At 56.2% G+C, this 22,824-nt stretch carries 21 protein-coding genes; 11 read left to right on the forward strand and 10 right to left on the reverse strand.

Annotated elements, in window-relative coordinates:
- The first annotated feature begins 4 nt into the window (after positions 1-4).
- The 4 genes from pstC (at position 5) to phoU (ending at position 3,537) form a co-directional block, all read left to right on the forward strand.
- Complete coding sequence (gene pstC / locus GVK32_RS18535) at positions 5-964, forward strand: phosphate ABC transporter permease PstC (RefSeq protein ID WP_159871555.1); 960 nt, start codon at positions 5-7, stop codon at positions 962-964.
- Positions 964-1,854 carry a phosphate ABC transporter permease PstA gene (pstA, locus tag GVK32_RS18540; RefSeq protein ID WP_045853737.1) on the forward strand — a complete coding sequence of 297 codons (891 nt, stop codon included), beginning with the start codon at positions 964-966 and terminating at the stop codon, positions 1,852-1,854. Before pstC ends, pstA begins: the two co-directional genes overlap by 1 nt.
- Before the next feature lie 46 nt (positions 1,855-1,900).
- Positions 1,901-2,674 carry a phosphate ABC transporter ATP-binding protein PstB gene (pstB, locus tag GVK32_RS18545; RefSeq protein WP_041143344.1) on the forward strand — a complete coding sequence of 258 codons (774 nt, stop codon included), beginning with the start codon at positions 1,901-1,903 and terminating at the stop codon, positions 2,672-2,674.
- Positions 2,675-2,811: 137 nt separating this feature from the next.
- Positions 2,812-3,537, forward strand: coding sequence for a phosphate signaling complex protein PhoU (phoU, locus tag GVK32_RS18550; protein WP_004107251.1), 726 nt, complete (start codon positions 2,812-2,814; stop codon positions 3,535-3,537).
- Positions 3,538-3,623: 86 nt separating this feature from the next.
- Here phoU and yieH read toward each other — a convergent pair whose 3' ends face one another.
- Entirely contained in the window at positions 3,624-4,289 is a 666-nt protein-coding gene (yieH, locus tag GVK32_RS18555; protein ID WP_123709474.1) for a 6-phosphogluconate phosphatase, read from the reverse strand.
- 169 nt (positions 4,290-4,458) lie between these two features.
- On the opposite strand from yieH, the gene adeP reads away from it, so the two are divergent.
- Positions 4,459-5,796, forward strand: coding sequence for an adenine permease AdeP (gene adeP / locus GVK32_RS18560; RefSeq protein WP_159871558.1), 1,338 nt, complete (start codon positions 4,459-4,461; stop codon positions 5,794-5,796).
- Positions 5,797-5,840: 44 nt separating this feature from the next.
- On the opposite strand, the gene GVK32_RS18565 is transcribed toward adeP, so the two are convergent.
- The 9 genes from GVK32_RS18565 to rpmH all read right to left on the reverse strand — a co-directional run bounded on the left by GVK32_RS18565 (position 5,841) and on the right by rpmH (position 13,577).
- Positions 5,841-6,407, reverse strand: a complete 567-nt coding sequence (locus GVK32_RS18565) for an NADPH-dependent FMN reductase (protein ID WP_041143341.1) — start codon at positions 6,405-6,407, stop codon at positions 5,841-5,843.
- A gap of 37 nt (positions 6,408-6,444) precedes the next feature.
- On the reverse strand, positions 6,445-7,182 hold the full coding sequence (locus GVK32_RS18570) for a 4'-phosphopantetheinyl transferase superfamily protein (protein ID WP_159871561.1): 738 nt from the start codon (positions 7,180-7,182) through the stop codon (positions 6,445-6,447).
- Positions 7,183-7,340: 158 nt separating this feature from the next.
- A complete protein-coding gene (yidZ, locus tag GVK32_RS18575; RefSeq protein WP_159871564.1) occupies positions 7,341-8,300 on the reverse strand; it encodes an HTH-type transcriptional regulator YidZ in 960 nt (319 codons plus the stop codon).
- Positions 8,269-9,453: an MFS transporter gene (locus GVK32_RS18580; RefSeq protein ID WP_159871567.1), complete on the reverse strand. Its 1,185-nt coding sequence runs from the start codon at positions 9,451-9,453 to the stop codon at positions 8,269-8,271. Before GVK32_RS18580 ends, yidZ begins: the two co-directional genes overlap by 32 nt.
- 179 nt (positions 9,454-9,632) lie before the next feature.
- Positions 9,633-10,997 (reverse strand): tRNA uridine-5-carboxymethylaminomethyl(34) synthesis GTPase MnmE, encoded by a 1,365-nt coding sequence (gene mnmE / locus GVK32_RS18585; protein WP_041143338.1) that lies wholly within the window; start codon positions 10,995-10,997, stop codon positions 9,633-9,635.
- A 194-nt stretch (positions 10,998-11,191) separates the two neighbouring features.
- Complete coding sequence (gene yidC, locus GVK32_RS18590; RefSeq protein ID WP_159871570.1) at positions 11,192-12,838, reverse strand: membrane protein insertase YidC; 1,647 nt, start codon at positions 12,836-12,838, stop codon at positions 11,192-11,194.
- Between the two features lie 2 nt (positions 12,839-12,840).
- On the reverse strand, positions 12,841-13,098 hold the full coding sequence (yidD, locus tag GVK32_RS18595) for a membrane protein insertion efficiency factor YidD (protein ID WP_071844869.1): 258 nt from the start codon (positions 13,096-13,098) through the stop codon (positions 12,841-12,843).
- Positions 13,062-13,421 carry a ribonuclease P protein component gene (rnpA, locus tag GVK32_RS18600; RefSeq protein WP_071844868.1) on the reverse strand — a complete coding sequence of 120 codons (360 nt, stop codon included), beginning with the start codon at positions 13,419-13,421 and terminating at the stop codon, positions 13,062-13,064. The genes yidD and rnpA overlap by 37 nt, the downstream gene beginning before the upstream one ends.
- A gap of 15 nt (positions 13,422-13,436) precedes the next feature.
- Positions 13,437-13,577, reverse strand: coding sequence for a 50S ribosomal protein L34 (rpmH, locus tag GVK32_RS18605; RefSeq protein ID WP_002220736.1), 141 nt, complete (start codon positions 13,575-13,577; stop codon positions 13,437-13,439).
- A gap of 621 nt (positions 13,578-14,198) precedes the next feature.
- Here rpmH and dnaA point away from each other — a divergent pair.
- From dnaA to GVK32_RS18635, 6 genes are all read left to right on the forward strand, one after another.
- Complete coding sequence (dnaA, locus tag GVK32_RS18610; RefSeq protein ID WP_123709478.1) at positions 14,199-15,602, forward strand: chromosomal replication initiator protein DnaA; 1,404 nt, start codon at positions 14,199-14,201, stop codon at positions 15,600-15,602.
- A 4-nt stretch (positions 15,603-15,606) separates the two neighbouring features.
- A complete protein-coding gene (dnaN, locus tag GVK32_RS18615) occupies positions 15,607-16,707 on the forward strand; it encodes a DNA polymerase III subunit beta (protein WP_159871573.1) in 1,101 nt (366 codons plus the stop codon).
- A gap of 139 nt (positions 16,708-16,846) precedes the next feature.
- The gene (gene recF / locus GVK32_RS18620) at positions 16,847-17,920 is read left to right on the forward strand and encodes a DNA replication/repair protein RecF (protein ID WP_159871576.1); all 1,074 of its coding nucleotides are present in this window, start codon (positions 16,847-16,849) and stop codon (positions 17,918-17,920) included.
- A gap of 28 nt (positions 17,921-17,948) precedes the next feature.
- Complete coding sequence (gene gyrB / locus GVK32_RS18625) at positions 17,949-20,363, forward strand: DNA topoisomerase (ATP-hydrolyzing) subunit B (RefSeq protein WP_159871579.1); 2,415 nt, start codon at positions 17,949-17,951, stop codon at positions 20,361-20,363.
- 211 nt (positions 20,364-20,574) lie between these two features.
- Complete coding sequence (yidA, locus tag GVK32_RS18630; protein WP_159871582.1) at positions 20,575-21,387, forward strand: sugar-phosphatase; 813 nt, start codon at positions 20,575-20,577, stop codon at positions 21,385-21,387.
- A 228-nt stretch (positions 21,388-21,615) separates the two neighbouring features.
- Positions 21,616-22,755 carry a BamA/TamA family outer membrane protein gene (locus GVK32_RS18635; RefSeq protein ID WP_227697874.1) on the forward strand — a complete coding sequence of 380 codons (1,140 nt, stop codon included), beginning with the start codon at positions 21,616-21,618 and terminating at the stop codon, positions 22,753-22,755.
- Positions 22,756-22,824: the final 69 nt, after the last annotated feature.

Below are 22,824 nucleotides of genomic sequence, written 5' to 3' on the forward strand. Positions count from 1 at the left end.
ACCTATGGCTGCAACCAAGCCGGCATTCAACCCTCCGGGGAAAAAGGGTGACATAATTTTCGGCGTGCTGGTCAAACTGGCGGCGCTGATTGTGCTATTGATGCTGGGCGGCATCATCGTTTCCCTGATTATCTCTTCGTGGCCAAGCATTCAAAAGTTTGGTTTTTCCTTTTTGTGGACTAAAGAGTGGGATGCGCCGAACGAAGTCTTCGGGGCGCTGGTTCCGATCTACGGTACGCTGGTTACCTCATTTATCGCGCTGCTGATTGCCGTTCCGGTGAGCTTCGGCATTGCGCTGTTCCTGACCGAACTCTCTCCCGCCTGGCTTAAGCGCCCTCTCGGTATTGCGATCGAACTGCTGGCGGCTATTCCGAGTATCGTTTACGGCATGTGGGGTCTGTTTATCTTTGCTCCGCTGTTCGCCACCTACTTCCAGGAACCGGTTGGCAACATCATGTCGACGATTCCTTTCGTCGGCGCCCTGTTTGCGGGACCGGCGTTTGGTATCGGTATTCTGGCGGCTGGCGTCATTCTTGCCATCATGATTATTCCTTATATCGCCGCGGTTATGCGTGATGTGTTCGAGCAGACGCCGGTGATGATGAAAGAGTCGGCCTACGGCATCGGCTGCACCACCTGGGAGGTTATCTGGCGCATTGTGCTGCCCTTTACCCGCAACGGGGTGATCGGCGGGGTGATGCTCGGTCTGGGGCGTGCGCTGGGGGAAACCATGGCGGTCACCTTTATTATCGGCAACACCTACCAGCTGGATAGCGCCTCTTTGTATATGCCGGGCAACAGTATCACCTCCGCGCTGGCGAATGAGTTTGCCGAAGCCGAGTCCGGCCTGCACGTTGCCGCGCTGATGGAGCTGGGTCTGATTCTGTTCGTTATTACCTTTATTGTTCTGGCCGCATCTAAGTTCATGGTGATGCGTCTGGCGAAGAATGAGGGAACACGCTAATGGCGACGATTGAGCTACAAACCACCGCCGAGCTGGCGGAGTCCCGCCGTAAAATGCAGGCTAAGCGGCGCCTGAAAAACCGGATCGCGCTGGGTCTCTCAATGGGGACGATGGTATTTGGTCTGTTCTGGCTTATCTGGATCCTCATGGCCACGGTGACCCGCGGTATTGATGGTATGAGCCTGGCGCTGTTCACCGAAATGACCCCGCCGCCGAACACCGCTGGCGGTGGCCTGGCTAACGCCCTCGCGGGCAGCGGCCTGCTGATCCTGTGGTCAACGATCTTCGGCACGCCGCTGGGCATCATGGCGGGGATTTATCTGGCGGAATATGGCCGTAAATCCGCGCTGGCGGAAGTGATTCGTTTTATTAACGATATCCTGCTCTCCGCACCGTCTATCGTGGTGGGCCTGTTCGTTTACACCATCGTGGTCGCACAGATGCAGCACTTCTCCGGCTGGGCGGGCGTTATTGCGCTGGCGCTGCTGCAGGTGCCTATCGTGATTCGTACCACCGAGAATATGCTGAAGCTGGTGCCGGACAGCCTGCGTGAAGCGGCCTACGCTCTGGGTACGCCGAAATGGCGTATGATTTCCGCTATCACTCTGAAAGCCTCGGTTTCCGGCATTATGACGGGCATCCTGCTGGCTATCGCGCGTATCGCCGGGGAAACGGCGCCGCTGCTGTTTACCGCGCTCTCCAACCAGTTCTGGAGTACCGACATGATGCAGCCGATCGCCAACCTGCCGGTAACGATTTTCAAATTTGCCATGAGTCCGTTTGCGGAGTGGCAGCAACTGGCATGGGCCGGGGTATTGATTATCACCCTGTGCGTACTGCTGCTGAACGTTCTGGCGCGCGTGGTTTTCGCGAAGAATAAACACGGTTAATTTTTTGCAGCGCGGCGAAACGCGGCGCTGAATGAGGAAGAGATTGATGAGTATGGTGAATACTATCCCGGGTAAGCTTTCAGTTCGTAACCTGAACTTCTACTACGGAAAATTCCATGCCCTGAAAAACATCAACCTGGATATTTCCAAAAACCAGGTTACGGCGTTTATCGGCCCGTCAGGCTGCGGTAAGTCGACCCTGCTGCGGACGTTTAACAAAATGTTTGAGCTCTATCCGGAGCAGCGCGCGGAAGGCGAAATTTTGCTGGATGGCGATAATATTCTGACCAACACTCAGGACATCGCCCTGCTGCGCGCCAAGGTCGGGATGGTCTTCCAGAAGCCGACGCCGTTCCCGATGTCGATTTATGACAATATCGCCTTTGGCGTTCGCCTGTTTGAAAAGCTGTCGCGCACCGATATGGACGAGCGCGTGCAGTGGGCGCTGACCAAGGCCGCATTGTGGAACGAAACCAAAGATAAGCTGCATCAGAGCGGCTACTCTCTCTCCGGCGGTCAGCAGCAGCGTTTGTGCATTGCGCGCGGTATCGCTATTCGCCCGGAAGTGCTGTTGCTCGATGAACCGTGCTCCGCGCTGGATCCGATTTCCACCGGGCGCATTGAAGAGCTGATCACCGAGCTGAAGCAGGATTACACCGTCGTTATCGTTACTCACAACATGCAGCAGGCTGCGCGTTGTTCTGACCATACGGCATTTATGTATCTTGGCGAGCTGATTGAATTCAGCAACACGGACGATCTGTTTACTAAGCCCGCTAAGAAGCAAACTGAAGATTACATTACCGGCCGCTACGGTTGATATGCTCCTCAGCTTTCAGGCTGTACCCGCGCTGGCTGCCTTTGCTCACCCCGGTTACGTAGCGCTCTACGCGACCGGGGATTTGCGCTCTTGCCGCCTCGCTATGGCCAGAAATCTTTTGGGCATCTGGAGGAACGATGGATAACCTAAATCTTAATAAACATATTTCCGGCCAGTTCAACGCTGAACTGGAGTATATCCGCACCCAGGTCATGACGATGGGTGGGCTGGTGGAGCAGCAGCTTTCTGATGCGATCACCGCGATGCATAACCAGGACAGCGAGCTGGCCAAGCGCGTTATCGATGGTGATAAGCAGGTCAATATGATGGAAGTGGCCATTGATGAAGCCTGCGTGCGCATCATCGCCAAACGTCAGCCTACCGCCAGCGACCTGCGCTTAGTCATGGCGATTATCAAAACCATCGCCGAGCTGGAACGTATCGGCGATGTCGCGGATAAAATTTGCCGCACGGCGCTGGAGAAGTTCTCCCAGCAGCATCAGCCGCTGCTGGTGAGCCTGGAGTCGCTTGGCCGCCACACCGTGCAGATGCTGCACGATGTGCTCGACGCCTTTGCGCGAATGGATCTGGACGAAGCCGTGCGTATCTATCGTGAAGATAAGAAAGTGGATCAGGAGTATGAGGGCATCGTGCGTCAGCTGATGACCTATATGATGGAAGATTCACGTACGATTCCGAGCGTGCTGACCGCCCTGTTCTGCGCCCGCTCGATTGAGCGTATCGGCGACCGCTGCCAGAACATCTGCGAATATATCTTCTACTTCGTCAAAGGCCAGGACTTCCGCCACGTTGGCGGCGATGAGCTGGATAAGCTGCTGGCGGGTAAAGATCCGAAAGAGTAACCACCGCTCCCCGGCCGCGCGACGCTGGCCGGGGTAACAGGATCTCGCGAAACCCTGGCCCGGCCGAGCGCAGCGACGCCGGGAGCTTAACGGGTAACTTCCCAGCCCCGTGCTTTCCACAGCGCCGGAAGCTGCGCTAAATCGGTAAACATCGTCACTTTCGGATGCACGATCGGCTGATTGTGCGGATCGGCGCAGAAGTAGAACACCTCCATTCCGGCATCAATTCCCGACCGGGCCCCGGCGCTGGAGTCATCCACCAGAATGCAGTTTTCGACGTTAACGTTCATCGCCTTCGCCGCGTGGAACATCAGCGCCGGATCGGGCTTCCAGCGTTGAATATCGTAGCCGCTGTACAGCCTGTCGGGGAAATGGTGCAGCATGCCGGTTCTGCCGAGCGAGTGCAGCATTTTGCTGACCGGGCCGTTCGAGACCACGCACTGGGGAACGGTTACCGCGTCCAGCAGCGCTTCAGCGCCGGCGATAGCCTCCAGCTCCGAATCAAACAGGCGCGCCACCTCGTCACGATAGACCGGCTCAAGCGTCGCCTTTTGCAGGCTAACGCCGTACTCCTCGTTTATGGTATCGATGATTTCGTAGAGCTTTACGCCTTTGAAGCGTTTAAAGATCTCTTCTAAATCCAGCGTAATGCCGAACTCTTTGAACATGTGAACATAGGCGCGGGAACAGATTACTTCGCTGTCGACCAGCGTGCCGTCACAGTCGAAAAACAGGGCTTCTATTGGGGACATGCTGTTTCCATTTTAACAAGTTTAACGTTTTCGTAATGCAGATTTGCGGGACGCAATCGTTGCCGTATAAGCAAAAGCAATGAAAAAAAATTAACACACAACTGCACCAGGTGTCGCATTTTGGTATAGGATAGCCTCGAATTTTCCCTCCTTTGTTCGGAAACCGATAATGAGTCAACAACAAACCAGCCAGTCTTCTGGCCAGGGTCTGCTGGAGCGCGTGTTCAAGCTGCGTGAACATGGCACGACGGCACGCACCGAAGCGATCGCAGGTTTCACCACCTTCCTGACGATGGTCTACATTGTTTTCGTTAACCCACAGATTCTCGGCGTGGCGGGTATGGATACCAGCGCTGTGTTTGTGACGACCTGCCTGATCGCGGCATTCGGCAGTATTATGATGGGGCTGTTTGCTAACCTGCCCGTCGCCCTGGCGCCGGCAATGGGCCTTAACGCCTTCTTCGCCTTTGTGGTGGTTCAGGCAATGGGCCTGCCGTGGCAGGTGGGGATGGGGGCTATTTTCTGGGGCGCCGTCGGCCTGCTGCTGCTGACGATTTTCCGCGTACGCTACTGGATGATCGCTAATATTCCGATGAGTCTGCGGGTGGGCATCACCAGCGGTATCGGCCTGTTCATCGGTATGATGGGGCTGAAAAATGCGGGAGTGATTGTGGCCAACCAGGACACGCTGGTCAGCATCGGTAACCTGACCTCCCACAGCGTGCTGCTGGGGATCCTCGGCTTCTTTATCATCGCCATTCTGGCGTCGCGTAACATCCACGCGGCGGTCCTGGTTTCTATCGTGGTGACAACGCTGCTGGGCTGGATGCTGGGCGATGTTCACTACACCGGCATTGTTTCTGCGCCGCCGAGCGTGATGACGGTTGTCGGTCATGTCGATTTAGCCGGTTCGTTTAATCTTGGCCTGGCCGGCGTTATCTTCTCCTTTATGCTGGTCAACCTGTTTGACTCCTCCGGGACCCTGATTGGGGTGACGGATAAAGCCGGTCTTGCCGATGAGAAAGGTAAATTCCCGCGCATGAAGCAGGCGCTGTTCGTGGATAGCGTCTCTTCCGTAGCGGGCTCCTTTATCGGCACCTCGTCGGTCACGGCCTATATCGAATCCTCCTCCGGCGTCTCCGTCGGCGGACGTACCGGCCTGACGGCGGTAGTTGTCGGTATTCTGTTCCTGTTGGTGATTTTCCTGTCGCCGCTGGCGGGAATGGTGCCAGCCTACGCTGCCGCCGGTGCGTTAATCTACGTTGGCGTGCTGATGACCTCCAGCCTGTCACGCGTGAAGTGGGACGATCTGACGGAAGCGGTACCGGCGTTCATTACCGCGGTGATGATGCCGTTTAGCTTCTCCATCACCGAAGGTATCGCCCTGGGCTTTATCTCCTACTGCGTGATGAAGATTGGCACCGGCCGCCTGCGCGACCTCAGCCCGTGCGTGATTATCGTATCACTGCTGTTCGTGCTGAAAATTATGTTTATTGACGCCCACTGATTGGCCCGCACTTAACCCTCTCCCTACAGGGAGAGGGTTATCACCTAGGCTTTAACGCGCTGAATATAGTCGCCAAAGGCGCTCAGCTGCCCGCTGAGATGATCGAGCGTGCTCTGATCGACCACTTCTCCCGACTGCGGATCGACCTTGTTCTGAATAACCCCACCCATAAACTCAGGTTTGTTCATCACCATCGCGTCGAGGAACACCAGAATCTGCCGCAGGTGATACTGGCAGCGCGCGCCGCCGATAGCGCCCATCGAGCTGGTTTGGATCAGTACCGGCTTCCCTGAGAGCGGCTGTTCAGGCAGGCGAGATAGCCAGTCAATCGCATTTTTCAGGCCGCCGGGAACCGAGTAGTTATACTCTGGCGTCACGATGACCACCCCATCCGCTTCGCGAATCTGGCGCGCAATCTCCTGCACGCTTTGCGGGAATCCCTCTTCCTGCTGAACATCCGCATCGTATAGCGGAATGTCGCCAATCGACGGCAGCGCGGAGATCGCCATCCCCGCAGGAGCGATGCCCGGCAGGGTACGTGCAACCATGCCATTAAACGACTCTTTGCGCAGACTTCCGAGTAACGTAACAACTTTCAACGTATCAGACATGATTGCTCCTTTGCATCATGATGGCCGGACGAACCGGTCAGTTGAGGGAGAGTGCTTTTTCCACCGGCAGGTTGGTGAAGCGCATCAGGCGGGCTGCAGGCTCTTTCGCACGCGCCTGGGCGTCTGGCAGGGTACGCCAGCCGTCGCTACCCGCGTATTCCCAGACTTTAAGCTGGCCGATACCCGGCGTAGCGGCAATGGACCAGACCAGCACAGACTCGGCGTCGCAGAGTGCCTCTATGGGCTGCATGTTGGCGGTACGCAGCCGACCTGCGCCTGGCAGCAGCTGCAGGCGCACGGGCGTTTCGCCGGTGAGCTTGAGGACGCTGCGGCGCAGCGCGACCAGCTGGGCGCGAGCTTCATCAGGATCGTGCTGGTTGTTAATCCAGAGATTTTCGTTGCTGTTGAAAACATACCGATTGGCGTCGTGTAGCGGATGCACGCCGCGAGAAGCGTGCTGCAGCTCCATGTCCAGGCCGCAGTCGCCTTCCGTTGTCAGCGTGACGCCAACGATATTTCCGGCATATGAAATGGAAAAGCGGGGAAGGTGGCTGTCGCGAAAGACCGGCCTGCCGTCGGCTTCTCTGATGATTTCGGGAAGCTCGCTAATGCCGTACAGCATAAACAGCAGCTCTGCGAGCAGCGACCGCGATGCGCAGTAGCGGGTTTGTCGGTACTCCGGCAAACGTCGTGCGGTTTGATGACAGGCCGCCGACAGGCGCGTTGATAGCGGCTCCCTTGCGCTCAGTATCCCTCTTGCAAAATGCGTTGCCATTCGTCGCTCCGTGATTAATGGTCAGAGATAAAAATTGAGAATTACATTATCGCCTGGAATTGATAGGTTTTAATGCGGAAATCATCCCTTGAAAAGGGGGATTATGTGAATTTTACAAATTCTTGCGTAACAAAGAGAGGGTGATACGGATAACGTCGCTATAGCGGGTCCGTATAGAGTCGTTTCAGGGCTTCCCTGAGCCAGACGATTTTGGGGTTGTAGCTGTTGCGCTTATGCCACAGCAGGACAAACGGCACCCGGACTTTTTCCAGCTGCTGGGGCTCCAGAGGGAGGGGGCGCGACACCAGCGGCAGCTGGTGCTGGCGGTTATAGTGGTGGCAGTAGCGCGGCGCCGTCGCCAGCATGTGGTGATCCGGCTGGGCGGCCATAAACAACGATTGCTCAAAACCCGGCAGGGTCAGGGCAACGGTACGCTTGTGCCCTAAATCCTGCAAAACGTCGTCCAGCGCCCAGGTATCGATTTGCTCCCAGCTGATATTGATATGCGGGTAGCGTAAAAATGTCTCCAGATTCCACTCCTCGCTGAGGGCCGGATGATCCGCGCGCAGCCACACCTGCGGCAGGTCGGTAAACAGCACCTCGAAATCGATATACCACGGCAGCTGGCTCAGCTGTTCCCGTGAGCGCGGGTGCGTTTCCCGCCCGCAAAATCCAATATCAACCTCGCCGCGAATAATGGCGTCCAGCGAATCATAGTCCCAGCCGCGCAGGCGGATCAGCGCCTGGGGATAGCGCTGGTAGATCTGCCGGGCAAGGCTATCAAAGAGGATCATCATAAGCGGCATTTCCGCCGCCAGCTCGAACTTCAGGCCGCTGGGCGTGGCGTGATGCGGCTTATCGAGGATCTGGTTGCCCATCTGCATCCAGTCTGCCAGATCCTGCTCCATGCTGGTCATTAGCGGAGTTGGCGTCAGGCCGAGAGGCGTCTTAACGAATAGCGGATCGTCGAACCAGGCGCGGAGTTTGGCCAGCGACTTGCTCACCGCCGACGGCGAAACGTTCATCCGTTTCGCCGTGCGGGTGACGCTGAGCTCCTGGGTTAAGAGCTGCAGGCAGAGTAATAAATTAAGATCGAGACTCGACAGGGGTTTCTTCATAATTTTGCGCGGCCCGTGCGGGGGCAGCGGCCACAATCAGCACAATGCTGACTATGCTACAGCCAATGAGGATCCCGATCAGCATATTCATTGCGCTTAAGCCTACGACGGCGGCCAGCCAAATCCACAGCGAAGAGCCGCAGACCTGAGCGATACCCAGCGCGGAGCTGGCGACGCCGGCGCGCAGGGTAAACGGCCCCAGCGCCTGGCTCATTGCCACGCCGAAGCCGACGGAGAAGGCCGCGCAAATCAGCGCCAGCCCCAGCATGGTCACCGTTTGGCTGGTGGCGAGGCTGAGCAGCACCCCGGCAATAAAGAACATCACCTGCGAGGTCAGCATCAGGGTGCGCGGCTTAAACAGGGTGAGCGCAAACGGCGTGGAGAACGAGACGGCCATGCTGATCAGCGCCATCAGCGCCATCGCCATCGAGTATTTTCCGCGGTCGAAGCCCATCTCCTCCATCATCAGCACCGGCGAAACGTTCACGTAGGTGAGGATGGCGGTGACGCTAAGGGTGGTGATGATCACCCGGCTGAGGAAAAAGCGGTTCAGCAGCGACTCGGAGCCGGCGGGTTGCTGAGCGGCCTCGTTTGGCAGCGCGGTCGGACGCGTTTCCCGCAGCACGAAGATCGACAGCAGGCCGACCATCACGCCCATGCCGGTCATGGTGTAAAACAGGCTTTGCCACGGATACTTAAGCATAATCAGATGGCCCAGCACCGGTGCCAGCACCGGGATAATGCAGGTAATGCCGTTGAGGAGCGACAGCACCTTGGCACGCCGCCGGTCATCAAGGGTATCGCGCAGCACCGCAAAAGCCACCACGTAGCAGCTGCCGGCGCCGATGCCCTGAATAAAGCGTCCGATCAGGAAAAGGGTGCTGGTATGCGCCAGCGAGCAGAGCAGGGAGGCCAGAATAAAGATAAAGGCGCCAAATATTGCGACCGGCTTGCGTCCGGACCTGTCGGCAATGCGTCCGGCAAACAGCATCGCGGTGGCCATACCCGCCAGGTAGACCGAGAAGGCTATATGCAGCTGCGCCTCGCTGGCCCCCAGATCCTGCGCAATTTTCGGCAGACCAACCAAATACATATCAATGCCGGATGGATAGAGTAAAACCAGCGCAAAACCACAGATCAGAAAGCGTGCCATAGAACCCCTCGCGATAATAGTGCCGTACAGAGTAATGGTGAATGCCTGCCAGTACGAGTTGCCATTTGGACAACAATGATTTCCTGGGAGGAAAAATGGAGGGCCTAAAAAGTAAAAACCCGCATCAACAGCCGGTTAATGCGGGTTAGTGAACGTTTACGGACTACGCGAGGGGGCGGTTACTTACCAATACAGAAGCTGGAGAAAATGCGCCCCAGCAGATCGTCAGAGGTAAATTCGCCGGTAATTTCGCTTAAGGCCTGCTGTGAGAGCCGCAGCTCTTCAGCCAGCAGCTCGCCGGCCCATGCGCCAAGCAGCTGGGCCTTACCCTGTTGCAGATGGTTAGCCGCTGCTTCCAGCGCCTGCAGGTGGCGACGACGGGCGAGGAAGCCGCCCTCCATATTGGTCTCGAAGCCCATGCTCTGCTTAAGATGATTGCGCAGCGCCTCAACGCCCTCGCCGGTACGCGCCGACAGGCGAATAAGCGAGTGACCATTTACTTCACTCAGACCCAGCGTTTCGCCGGTGACGTCGGCTTTATTGCGCACCACGGTAATCGGCAGCTTTGCCGGCAGACGTTCGATAAAGTCCGGCCAGATCTCCGCGGGGTCGACGGCATCGGTAGTGGTGCCATCCACCATAAACAGCACCCGGTCGGCCTGGGCGATTTCCTGCCACGCGCGCTCGATACCGATGCGTTCAACCTCATCGTTGGCGTCGCGCAGACCGGCGGTATCGATGATGTGCAGCGGCATGCCGTCGATGTGGATATGCTCGCGGAGCACGTCGCGGGTGGTACCGGCGATATCCGTCACAATAGCGGCTTCACGCCCGGCCAGCGCGTTCAGCAGGCTCGATTTCCCGGCGTTAGGGCGCCCGGCAATCACCACCTTCATTCCTTCACGCAGCAGGCTGCCCTGACGGGCCTCGGCGCGAACCGCGTCGAGATCGGCCATCACGTCATTAAGCTGGGCTTCTATTTTGCCGTCGGAGAGAAAATCAATTTCCTCATCCGGGAAGTCGATAGCCGCTTCGACGTAGATACGCAGGTGCGTCAGCGCTTCCACCAGGTGGTTTACGCGCGCGGAGAAGGCGCCCTGCAGCGAGTTCAGCGCCGAACGCGCCGCCTGCTCGGAGCTGGCGTCAATCAGATCGGCAATCGCCTCGGCCTGTGCCAGGTCGAGCTTATCGTTGAGAAACGCGCGTTCGGAGAACTCTCCCGGGTTAGCAATGCGCAGGCCCGGAAGGGTCAGGATGCGTTTGAGCAGCAGATCGAGAATGACCGGGCCGCCGTGCCCCTGCAGCTCGAGGACGTCTTCGCCGGTAAAGGAGTTTGGCCCCGGGAACCACAGGGCGATACCCTGATCCAGCGCCGTACCGTTGACGTCCTTGAACGGCAGGTAGTCGGCATAGCGCGGTTTTGGCAGCTTGCCGAGGACCGCTTCTGCAACCTCGCGCGCCTTCAGGCCAGAGATGCGCAGAATGCCCACACCACCGCGTCCCGGTGGGGTTGCCTGGGCGACGATAGTGTCGTTATGGCTCATGATGACTCTCTATGTAAATGTAAAAAAGGCGGTCTATTGACCGCCTTCTCTGGCATTAACTTTACCGTATATTCTCGAAATAGTTCAAGTTGCAGGAAGGCGGCAAGTTAGAGAGGCCCCAGGAGCTTACTGAAGTAAGTGACTGGGGCGAACTAACGAAGCCAACGCATCTGCGGCTTGAAGAATGAAGAGAATCAGGATTTTTTCTTCTCGCGGCTATGCAGGCCACGTTTCTCCAGACCACGGTAAATCAGCTGCTGCTGGATAATGGTCACCAGGTTGCTGACGATGTAGTAAACCACCAGGCCAGACGGGAACCACAGGAAGAACACCGTGAAGATGACCGGCATAAAGGTCATGATCTTCTGCTGCATCGGGTCGGTCACGGTTGTCGGCGACATCTTCTGAATGAAGAACATCGTTGCGCCCATGATGATCGGCAGGATGTAGTACGGGTCTTGTGCAGACAGGTCGTGGATCCACAGGATAAACGGCGCATGACGCAGTTCAACCGAGGCGCTCAGCATGTAGTACAGCGCAAGGAAGATTGGCATCTGGATAATCAGCGGGAAGCAGCCGCCCAGCGGGTTAACCTTCTCCGCTTTATACAGGGCCATCATTTCCTGGCTTTGACGCTGTTTGTCATCGCCCAGACGCTCACGCATTGCCTGAATCTTCGGCTGCAGCATACGCATCTTCGCCATGGAGGTGTACTGCGCTTTAGTCAGCGGGTACATGATGCCACGAACGATAAAGGTAATAACGATGATCGAGAAGCCCCAGTTGCCGAGGAAGCTATGGATCCATTTCAGCAGCTTGAACAGCGGCTGAGAAATAAACCACAGCCAGCCGTAGTCAACGGTCAGATCCAGGTGCGGCGCAACGGCAGCCATTTTGTCCTGAATTGCCGGGCCGACCCATAGCACGCTTTCCAGCTTATCAACCTGACCTGGCTGTACCAGAACCGGCTGAGATTTGTAGCCAATAGCGACGATACCGTTACCGAGGTTGGCGGTGTAGAAGCTGTTGGTGCCGCTATTCTGCGGAACCCATGCGGTAGTAAAGTACTGCTGCAGCATGGCGACCCAACCGTCTTTGGTGCTGATGTTCAGGTTTTCGTTATCGACGATGGTATCGAATTTGTATTTTTCGTACTTCGTATCTGCGGTTGAATACGCGGCACCGCGGAAGGTGTGCATCGTAGACAGGCCACCGGTTTGCGTATCGCGTGCGGTTGGCAGGTTAGCAGACTGTTTCAGCTGACCGAAGGTGGAGATCTCCAACGGTTTTTCGCCGACGTTCTGTACGTTGTAGCCTACGTTCACTGCATACTCACCACGTTTCAGGGTGAACGTTTTGGTGAATACGTTACCGGCTTTGTCGGTGTACGTCAGCGGAATGACGATTTCGTTCTGGCCATCAGCCAGCACAAACGCATCTTTATCGACGTTATACAGCGGACGAGAGCCATTCGCCGGGTTATCCGGGCCATCACGACCGGTTAAACCGCTCTGAGCCTGATAGATAAACTGCGGAGTGGTCTCCAGTAGCTGGAACGGTTCGGTAGACTTAAGTGCTTTCGGGTAAGCCGGAAGCAGCGCCTGCTCAACATCACCACCGCGGGTGTTGATGGTCAGATCAAGCACGTCTGTTTTAACCGTAATCAGTTTCCCTTGGCCACTGGCCGGTACGCCCTGGTCGGCGGCGCTACCCGCTGCTGTGGTCGTTGTCTGCGTGGTCTGCTGCTGGGCTTGCGGATTGTTATCCTGCTCCCAGGCTTGCCAGATCATGAAAGACACGAACAACAAAGCGATGATAAGAAGATTGCGTTGCGAATCCATCGTTAGTGTTCTCTGGTATCAAATGGTCCAGGCGGGACGGGATCGTCACCACCAGGGTGTAAAGGGTGGCATTTTAATACGCGTTTCACTGTCAACCAACTGCCTTTTACCACCCCAAACCTGCGCAATGCCTCAATTCCGTAGCTTGAGCAGGTTGGAGTGAAACGACAATGCGGCCCGAGTAGCGGACTAATCAGGCGCTGATAGACCCGTATAAGGCCTATCAGGACCCGGGAGCCAGGCGACAATGGCGGCGCCATAATTTTTCCAACGCTTCCGAGAGAGCACGGTTATCGAGTTCGGCAACCCCTTTCTTTGCCACCACCACGAAATCCATTGGCGGGAGTTCATGCTGACGTAAACGGAAGCTTTCACGCGTCAGACGTTTAATCCGATTGCGTTCATGCGCGCGTTTGACGTTTTTCTTGGCGACAGTAAGACCGATGCGGGGATGCCCCAGCGAATTCAGGCGGCCGAGGATGGTGATTTGCGGCGTGCCAGCCCGTTGTGGCTGCTGGAAGACGAAAGTGAAATGACTGGGAGTTAACAAACGTAACTCCCTGGGAAATGCTAGCTTAACCACGCAGGGTTAGCTTTATTACTTGGAAACGGTCAGACGGGAACGGCTTTTAGCACGACGACGTGCCAGAACCTGACGACCATTTTTAGTAGCCATACGTGCACGGAAGCCGTGAGAACGGTTGCGCTTCAGTACAGACGGTTGAAAAGTGCGTTTCATGGCGGTTTCTACCTAAACTTGAATTATTTCACTGACTTTTGCGTATACCCGAACGAACTTCGAACGACTAACGCCTCAGCGATGGTGATTAAAGAGGCCGGATTGTAATAATTGTACACTCCGGAGTCAATTCTCTTTCCTTATTTCTCACACCTTGCCGCACAAAAAATGAGCTGAGACAGGCTGCGGAAAACGGGCATTACGCACCGGGTGGAGGATTATACGGCCTGACGGGTAAAGCGCAAGGATCGCAGGGGATCTTTGTTAGATCGTTTAGGCCCAAAACCGGCATAGCTCATTAATTTTTCCAATATGCGGGCGAAATCGTGCCCCACCCTCCCCTGGATCGATTACACTTACCCGGCTTCGATCCTTCCTGTGGATAAAACGGGAAGAATCTGTTGAGAAACACAAGATATCTTTTTCAGTTTAGGCTATGATCCCCGGTCCCGATCGCGATCCCCGGATCCGCATCGGACAAAAACCGCAGATAGCGGTTCGCACGTCACCCCTTTTGTGCAGGGGCTTTTCGGCTTATGCAGGGTCTGGTCGACGTGTGCCAACAATCACGATTGTTTCTTTTTTTCTTTATATCGATTTTATGTTCGAGTGGAGTCCGCCGTGTCACTTTCGCTTTGGCAGCAGTGTCTTGCCCGATTGCAGGATGAGTTACCAGCCACAGAATTTAGTATGTGGATACGCCCGTTGCAGGCGGAACTGAGCGATAACACGCTGGCACTGTATGCGCCAAACCGTTTTGTGCTCGATTGGGTAAGGGATAAATACCTCAATAATATCAATGGACTCCTCAATGATTTTTGCGGTGCTGATGCCCCACAGCTGCGGTTTGAAGTCGGCACTAAACCGGCGGTACAGCCGCAGCGCGGCGCGGTAAATAACGTCGCGGCAACCGTACCGGCCGCGCAGGTTCAGATGGCGCGCGTTGCGCCGACGATAGTCCGCCCAGGCTGGGATAACGTCCCGGCGCCGGCGGAGCCGACCTACCGCTCTAACGTCAACGTCAAGCATACCTTTGATAACTTTGTCGAAGGTAAGTCTAACCAGCTGGCCCGCGCGGCGGCGCGTCAGGTTGCGGATAACCCGGGCGGTGCCTACAACCCGTTATTCCTTTATGGCGGCACCGGTTTGGGTAAAACCCACCTTTTGCACGCGGTCGGTAACGGCATCGTTGCGCGCAAACCGAACGCCAAAGTGGTCTATATGCACTCCGAGCGTTTTGTTCAGGACATGGTTAAAGCCTTGCAGAACAATGCGATCGAAGAATTTAAGCGCTACTACCGCTCCGTAGACGCCCTGCTGATCGATGATATTCAGTTCTTTGCTAATAAAGAGCGCTCGCAGGAAGAGTTTTTCCACACCTTCAACGCCCTGCTGGAAGGTAATCAGCAGATCATTCTCACCTCGGATCGCTATCCGAAAGAGATCAACGGCGTTGAGGATCGTCTAAAATCACGCTTCGGCTGGGGGCTGACGGTGGCGATCGAGCCGCCTGAGCTGGAAACCCGCGTGGCGATCCTGATGAAAAAAGCGGATGAAAACGACATTCGTCTGCCGGGTGAAGTGGCCTTCTTTATTGCCAAGCGTTTACGTTCCAACGTACGTGAGCTGGAAGGGGCGCTGAACCGCGTTATCGCTAACGCCAACTTTACCGGCCGGGCGATCACCATCGATTTCGTGCGCGAAGCGCTGCGCGATCTGCTGGCGCTGCAGGAAAAGTTGGTCACCATCGACAATATTCAGAAGACGGTGGCGGAGTACTATAAAATTAAGGTGGCGGATCTGCTCTCCAAACGCCGCTCCCGCTCGGTGGCGCGTCCTCGTCAGATGGCGATGGCGCTGGCTAAAGAGCTGACGAACCACAGTTTGCCGGAAATTGGCGACGCGTTTGGCGGCCGTGACCATACCACCGTGCTGCACGCCTGCCGTAAGATTGAGCAGTTGCGTGAAGAAAGCCACGATATCAAAGAAGATTTTTCCAATTTAATCAGAACATTATCCTCGTGACGCTATGAAATTTACCGTAGAACGTGAACATTTATTAAAACCTCTGCAACAGGTAAGCGGCCCGTTAGGTGGTCGTCCGACGCTACCCATTCTCGGTAACCTGCTGCTTCAGGTCTCGGAAGGCGCGCTGTCGCTCACCGGTACGGACCTTGAAATGGAAATGGTGGCGCGCGTTGCGCTGATGCAACCGCATGAAACGGGCGCAACGACGGTTCCGGCACGTAAATTCTTTGATATCTGCCGTGGCCTCCCTGAAGGGGCGGAGATCGCAGTTCAGCTGGAAGGCGATCGGATGCTGGTGCGCTCCGGGCGCAGCCGCTTCTCGCTGTCGACGCTTCCTGCCGCTGATTTCCCTAATCTCGACGACTGGCAGAGCGAAGTTGAATTCACGCTGCCGCAGGCGACGATGAAGCGCCTGATTGAAGCCACCCAGTTTTCAATGGCGCATCAGGACGTCCGCTATTACTTAAACGGTATGCTGTTTGAGACCGAAGGCGACGAGCTGCGCACCGTCGCAACCGACGGGCATCGCCTGGCGGTCTGCTCTATGCCGCTGGGTGAAACGCTGCCTAACCATTCGGTGATCGTGCCGCGTAAAGGGGTGATTGAGCTGATGCGCATGCTCGACGGTGGCGATACGCCGCTGCGCGTGCAGATTGGCAGCAACAACATCCGCGCCCACGTCGGTGACTTCATCTTTACGTCGAAGCTGGTTGACGGTCGTTTCCCTGATTACCGCCGCGTGCTGCCGAAGAATCCGGATAAGCATCTGGATGCCGGCTGCGATATCCTCAAGCAGGCGTTTGCCCGGGCGGCAATTCTCTCGAACGAGAAGTTCCGCGGCGTACGCCTCTACGTGAGCGAAAATCAGCTGAAAATCACCGCCAATAATCCGGAACAGGAAGAAGCGGAAGAGATCCTCGACGTTTCGTATTCCGGCAGCGAGATGGAAATTGGCTTTAACGTCAGCTACGTACTGGACGTGCTGAATGCGCTGAAGTGCGAAAACGTGCGTATTTTACTGACCGATTCGGTGTCGAGCGTGCAGATTGAGGATGCGGCGTCGCAATCGGCAGCCTACGTTGTCATGCCTATGCGCTTGTAAAGAATATCGGGCTATCTTACTTGCCATTTTCAACCTGGGCTGTGCTCGCCCCTGTCACGTACTTCGTGTACGCTCCAGGGTCTGTGCGCAGTCCGCGTTGAAACTGGCTGCGACGATAACGCCCTGGCTATGAGTTGATATGTCGCTATCCCGATTACTCATCAAAGACTTCCGCAATATCGAAAATGCGGATCTTGCCTTATCTCCCGGCTTTAACTTTCTGGTTGGCGCCAACGGCAGCGGCAAAACCAGCGTGCTGGAAGCCATTTATACGCTTGGTCACGGTCGGGCGTTTCGCAGTTTGCAAATTGGTCGCGTCATCCGTCATGAGCGGGAGTCATTTATCCTGCACGGGCGCTTACAGGATGGCGAGCGTGAAGTCGCCATTGGCCTGACTAAAGACAAGCTCGGCGACAGCAAGGTGCGGATTGACGGCACCGATGGTCACAAAGTGGCCGAACTGGCGCATTTAATGCCGATGCAGCTGATTACGCCGGAAGGGTTTACTTTGCTCAACGGCGGCCCCAAGTACAGAAGAGCCTTCCTTGACTGGGGATGCTTTCACAATGAAACCGGGTTTTTTACCGCCTGGAGCAACCTGAAGCGCCTGCTGAAGCAGCGCAACGCCGCGCTGCGTCAGGTTAGCCGCTACGCGCAAATTCGGCCCTGGGATCTGGAGCTGATCCCGCTGGCGGAGCAGATTAGCCGCTGGCGTGCCGACTACAGCGCCGCTATCGTCGAAGACATGGCGGATACCTGTAAGCAGTTTTTACCTGAATTCTCTCTGACCTTTTCCTTCCAGCGCGGCTGGGAAAAAGAAACGGATTACGCTGAGGTACTGGAGAGAAACTTCGAGCGTGATCGCATGCTGACCTATACCGCCCACGGCCCGCACAAAGCGGATTTCCGCATACGTGCCGATGGTGCGCCGGTCGAAGATACCTTATCACGCGGACAGCTCAAGCTCCTGATGTGCGCGCTACGGCTGGCACAGGGCGAGTTTTTAACCCGCGAAAGCGGGAGACGCTGTCTGTATCTGATAGATGATTTTGCCTCGGAACTTGATGACGCGCGGCGCGGGCTGCTTGCCAGCCGCTTAAAAGCCACGCAGTCGCAGGTTTTCGTCAGCGCAATAAGCGCTGAGCACGTAATGGACATGTCGGACAAAAATTCGAAGATGTTCACCGTGGAAAAGGGTAAAATAACGGATTAACCCAAGATTAAATGAGCGAGAAACGTTGATGTCGAATTCTTATGACTCCTCCAGTATCAAAGTCCTGAAAGGGCTGGATGCGGTGCGTAAGCGCCCGGGTATGTATATCGGCGACACGGATGACGGCACCGGTCTGCACCACATGGTATTCGAGGTTGTGGATAACGCTATCGACGAAGCGCTCGCAGGGTACTGTAAAGACATCGTTGTCACCATCCATAGCGATAACTCCGTCTCCGTACAGGATGATGGCCGCGGCATCCCGACCGGTATTCACCCGGAAGAGGGCGTATCGGCGGCAGAAGTCATCATGACCGTACTGCACGCAGGCGGCAAGTTTGATGATAACTCCTATAAAGTTTCCGGCGGCCTGCACGGCGTAGGCGTTTCCGTGGTTAACGCCCTGTCGCAGAAGCTGGAGCTGGTGATTCAGCGCGATAATAAAGTTCACCGTCAGCTGTACGCCCACGGCGTGCCGCAGGCGCCGCTGGCCGCGACCGGCGATACCGAAAAAACCGGCACCATGGTACGTTTCTGGCCGAGCTATGAAACCTTCACCAACGTGATCGAATTCGAATATGAGATTCTGGCCAAACGCCTGCGCGAGCTGTCGTTCCTGAACTCCGGCGTCTCCATCCGCCTGCGCGATAAGCGTGACGGCAAAGAAGACCACTTCCACTACGAAGGCGGCATCAAGGCGTTCGTTGAGTATCTCAACAAGAACAAAACGCCAATTCACCCAAATATCTTCTATTTCTCCACCGAAAAAGACGGTATCGGCGTTGAAGTTGCGCTGCAGTGGAACGACGGCTTCCAGGAAAATATCTACTGCTTTACCAACAACATTCCGCAGCGCGACGGCGGGACGCACCTTGCGGGCTTCCGGGCGGCGATGACCCGTACCCTGAACGCCTACATGGATAAAGAAGGCTACAGCAAAAAGGCGAAAGTCAGCGCCACCGGCGACGATGCCCGCGAAGGCCTGATTGCCGTAGTCTCCGTGAAAGTACCGGATCCTAAGTTCTCCTCGCAGACTAAAGATAAGCTGGTCTCCTCCGAGGTGAAAACCGCGGTAGAGCAGCAGATGAACGAGCTGCTGAACGAATATCTGCTGGAAAACCCGTCAGACGCCAAGATCGTGGTAGGCAAAATTATCGATGCCGCGCGCGCGCGCGAAGCGGCACGTCGTGCCCGTGAAATGACCCGTCGTAAAGGTGCCCTGGACCTGGCCGGCCTGCCGGGCAAGCTGGCTGACTGTCAGGAACGCGACCCGGCGCTCTCCGAACTGTACCTTGTGGAAGGGGACTCCGCGGGCGGTTCTGCCAAGCAGGGCCGTAACCGTAAAAACCAGGCTATCCTGCCGCTGAAGGGTAAAATCCTCAACGTCGAGAAGGCCCGTTTTGACAAGATGCTCTCTTCCCAGGAAGTCGCTACGCTTATCACCGCCCTGGGCTGTGGTATCGGCCGCGACGAGTACAACCCGGATAAGCTGCGCTACCACAGCATCATCATCATGACCGATGCGGACGTCGATGGTTCACACATTCGTACCCTGCTGCTGACCTTCTTCTACCGTCAGATGCCGGAAATCGTTGAGCGTGGTCACGTCTACATTGCGCAGCCGCCGCTGTACAAAGTGAAGAAAGGCAAGCAGGAACAGTACATCAAAGACGATGAAGCGATGGATCAGTACCAGATCTCCATCGCCCTGGATGGCGCCACCCTGCACACCAACGCCAGCGCCCCGGCTCTGGCTGGCGAAGCGTTAGAGAAGCTGGTTGCCGAGTTCAACGCCACGCAGAAAATGATTGGCCGCATGGAGCGTCGCTTCCCGAAAACGATGCTGAAAGAGCTTATCTACCAGCCAACGCTGAGCGAAGCTGAGCTATCGGACGAACAGGCCGTAACCCGCTGGGTGAATAAGCTGGTGACCGATCTGAACGAAAACGAGCAGCACGGCAGCCAGTGGAAGTTTGATATTCATGAAAACACGGAGCAGCAGCTGTTCGAGCCGATTGTTCGCGTCCGTACCCACGGCGTCGATACCGACTATCCGCTGGATCATGAGTTTGTGACCGGCGGCGAGTATCGTCGTATCTGCGCCCTCGGCGAGAAGCTGCGTGGTCTGATTGAAGACGACGCGTTTATCGAACGCGGCGAACGCCGTCAGCCGGTTGCCAGCTTTGAGCAGGCGCTGGAGTGGCTGGTGAAAGAGTCCCGTCGCGGGCTCTCTATCCAGCGCTATAAAGGCCTGGGTGAAATGAACCCGGACCAGCTGTGGGAAACCACAATGGACCCGGATAGCCGCCGCATGCTGCGCGTAACCGTTAAGGATGCGATTGCCGCAGACCAGCTGTTCACCACCCTGATGGGCGACGCCGTTGAACCGCGCCGCGCATTTATCGAAGAAAACGCCCTGAAAGCGGCGAATATCGATATCTAAGCCCGCAATTTCCCCGGTATAGCACTTCGCTGACCGGGGTAAGCGTTTGATAAACCCGGAATGCACGCTCAACGGCGTCATCCGGTTTTTTTTCGGCCGGAAAAGGGGAATCCCCCTGCCGAACCCATCCCCGTTTTCCCAAACTTCAGTTGCTGTTTTTTGAGCGGAATCGCGTTAGCATGAGTCAGGACTCATCTTACCTGGGGATCTCATGGCTATTAAACTGATTGCAATTGATATGGACGGCACGCTTCTGCTGCCAGACCATACCATCTCTCCTGCCGTTAAAACCGCGATTGCTGCGGCCCGCGCGCGCGGCGTCAACGTGGTGCTGACCACCGGTCGGCCGTATGCCGGCGTGCACAGCTACCTGAAAGAACTGCACATGGAGCAGCCGGGAGACTACTGCATCACCTACAACGGTGCGTTAGTGCAGAAGGCAAGCGACGGCAGCACCGTCGCGCAAACTGCGCTGAGCTATGATGACTACCGCTATCTGGAACGGCTTTCCCGCGACGTCGGCTCCCACTTCCACGCGCTTGACCGCAATACGCTCTATACCGCTAACCGCGATGTGAGCTACTACACGGTGCATGAATCCTACGTCGCAACCATCCCGCTGGTCTTCTGTGAAGCAGAAAATATGGATCCCAACATCCAGCTGCTGAAGGTGATGATGATTGATGAGCCGGTGATTCTGGACCAGGCCATCGCCCGCATTCCGGCTGAAGTGAAAGAGAAGTATACCGTGCTGAAAAGCGCGCCATACTTCCTCGAGATCCTCGATAAGCGGGTCAATAAAGGCACCGGCGTGAAGTCGCTGGCCGATGCGCTGAATATCAAGCAGGAAGAGATCATGGCGATTGGCGATCAGGAAAACGACATCGCGATGATTGAGTTCGCCGGCGTCGGCGTGGCGATGGATAACGCGATACCGACCGTGAAAGAAGCGGCAAACTTTATTACCAAATCGAACCTTGAAGACGGCGTGGCCTGGGCCATTGAGAAGTACGTTTTATCCTGATTTATCTTCAGGCCCGGCAAACCCGGGCCTGAGCCGTCAGTATTTTCATTTTTTAGTGTAAACTCGCACGTAACTCTCTTATTTCGAATCGAAAACTCTATATTCTCCTGCCCTTGCTTACGCAAATCTGTATCGGCTTCAAAGAGTAAAGCTTGATGGCAACTATACTCAGACACGATGCGGTTTCACTTTGTCGGCCATGACTTTTTTCACTGGAGAGCATCGCTGTTGAGTACGCTACGCGGCGGCATTCTATTTTGTATCACATGCTCTTTTATCGGGCAGGCACAGGCGCAGGCGTTCAGCCGTGACAATATAGACGGTTGGCTGAAGACGCTGGGAGCCAGCGATAAATTTGATGCCGCTAAAGGTATCGACTGGGGCGTGATGCCCGGGCCGTTTTACACTCCGGAGCTGGGTTTGGGAATAGGCACCGCGGTGGTGGGTATGTACCGCCCCGATCCCAGCGATACGGTCAGCCAGAACTCAACCTTAACCCTCAGCGGCTACGCCAGCTCAACCGGCGCCTTCGGCGTCAGCGTGAAAAACTACGCTTTTTTTGCTGAAGATCGGTGGCGCGTCTTTCTCGAAGGCTCGCTGGCCAACACGCCAACCTACTACTGGGGTCAGGGCTTTTCCGCCGCCAATGATGACGGCAACAAGGAAAAGTATATCGCTCAGGTCCTGACGCTGCGGCCAACCCTGTACCGACAGCTGGTGGACAACGTTTATCTTGGCGTCGGCTGGTCGCTGGCGGCGCAGAACGCCGATCGGCTGGACCAAAACGATTTGCCAAAAATTGAAAGTACCCCGCAGGGGCCGTCGGTATTCAGCTCCGGCGTCAGTATCGATCTGAGCTGGGACGATCGTGATTTTGTCCCGAACCCGCGTAAAGGCCAGTATGCCAACCTGCGCTATACCCACTACGCCCCGGGGCTCGGGAGCGATACGCGGTTCGATGAGTTTCACCTGCATTACAGTCGCTACCAGGCGCTCAGCGAAAAAAGCGTGCTGGCCTGGGAGGCCGATGGCGTATTGACTCAGGGAGACGTGCCGTGGAGCATGCTGCCGCTGCTTGGCAGCGACGAACGGATGCGCGGCTATTACCAGGGACGCTATCGCGATAAAAACGTGGTAAGCACCCAGCTTGAATATCGCCGTCAGCTGACCTGGCGTCACGGTATTGTGGCCTGGGTTGGCGCGGGCACCATGGGCCCCTCCGTGGATGAGCTAAACAACGGCCGCTGGCTACCGACGGCCGGCGTTGGCTATCGCTTTGAATTCAAACCTCGGGTGAATATTCGCCTCGACTACGGCATCGGTAAAGGCAGCAGCGGTTTCTACTTCCAGGTTGGTGAAGCCTTCTAAGCCTCTTTTCCCGCCGAACTCTCCGTTCCACCACTCCCCTTAAGCAGCGACCCGCGGGTTCGCGTTTTT

Source organism: Klebsiella sp. 18074 (assembly GCF_902705905.1).
GTDB classification, from domain to species: Bacteria; Pseudomonadota; Gammaproteobacteria; order Enterobacterales; family Enterobacteriaceae; genus Klebsiella; species Klebsiella terrigena.

Coding starts and splice junctions, on each gene's coding strand:
- pstC (WP_159871555.1), top strand. CDS start 5: ATGGCTGCAACCAAGCCGGCATTCAACCCTCCGGGGAAAAAGGGTGAC.
- pstA (WP_045853737.1), top strand. CDS start 964: ATGGCGACGATTGAGCTACAAACCACCGCCGAGCTGGCGGAGTCCCGC.
- pstB (WP_041143344.1), top strand. CDS start 1,901: ATGAGTATGGTGAATACTATCCCGGGTAAGCTTTCAGTTCGTAACCTG.
- phoU (WP_004107251.1), top strand. CDS start 2,812: ATGGATAACCTAAATCTTAATAAACATATTTCCGGCCAGTTCAACGCT.
- yieH (WP_123709474.1), bottom strand. CDS start 4,289: ATGTCCCCAATAGAAGCCCTGTTTTTCGACTGTGACGGCACGCTGGTC.
- adeP (WP_159871558.1), top strand. CDS start 4,459: ATGAGTCAACAACAAACCAGCCAGTCTTCTGGCCAGGGTCTGCTGGAG.
- GVK32_RS18565 (WP_041143341.1), bottom strand. CDS start 6,407: ATGTCTGATACGTTGAAAGTTGTTACGTTACTCGGAAGTCTGCGCAAA.
- GVK32_RS18570 (WP_159871561.1), bottom strand. CDS start 7,182: ATGGCAACGCATTTTGCAAGAGGGATACTGAGCGCAAGGGAGCCGCTA.
- yidZ (WP_159871564.1), bottom strand. CDS start 8,300: ATGAAGAAACCCCTGTCGAGTCTCGATCTTAATTTATTACTCTGCCTG.
- GVK32_RS18580 (WP_159871567.1), bottom strand. CDS start 9,453: ATGGCACGCTTTCTGATCTGTGGTTTTGCGCTGGTTTTACTCTATCCA.
- mnmE (WP_041143338.1), bottom strand. CDS start 10,997: ATGAGCCATAACGACACTATCGTCGCCCAGGCAACCCCACCGGGACGC.
- yidC (WP_159871570.1), bottom strand. CDS start 12,838: ATGGATTCGCAACGCAATCTTCTTATCATCGCTTTGTTGTTCGTGTCT.
- yidD (WP_071844869.1), bottom strand. CDS start 13,098: ATGGCGCCGCCATTGTCGCCTGGCTCCCGGGTCCTGATAGGCCTTATA.
- rpmH (WP_002220736.1), bottom strand. CDS start 13,577: ATGAAACGCACTTTTCAACCGTCTGTACTGAAGCGCAACCGTTCTCAC.
- dnaN (WP_159871573.1), top strand. CDS start 15,607: ATGAAATTTACCGTAGAACGTGAACATTTATTAAAACCTCTGCAACAG.
- recF (WP_159871576.1), top strand. CDS start 16,847: ATGTCGCTATCCCGATTACTCATCAAAGACTTCCGCAATATCGAAAAT.
- gyrB (WP_159871579.1), top strand. CDS start 17,949: ATGTCGAATTCTTATGACTCCTCCAGTATCAAAGTCCTGAAAGGGCTG.
- yidA (WP_159871582.1), top strand. CDS start 20,575: ATGGCTATTAAACTGATTGCAATTGATATGGACGGCACGCTTCTGCTG.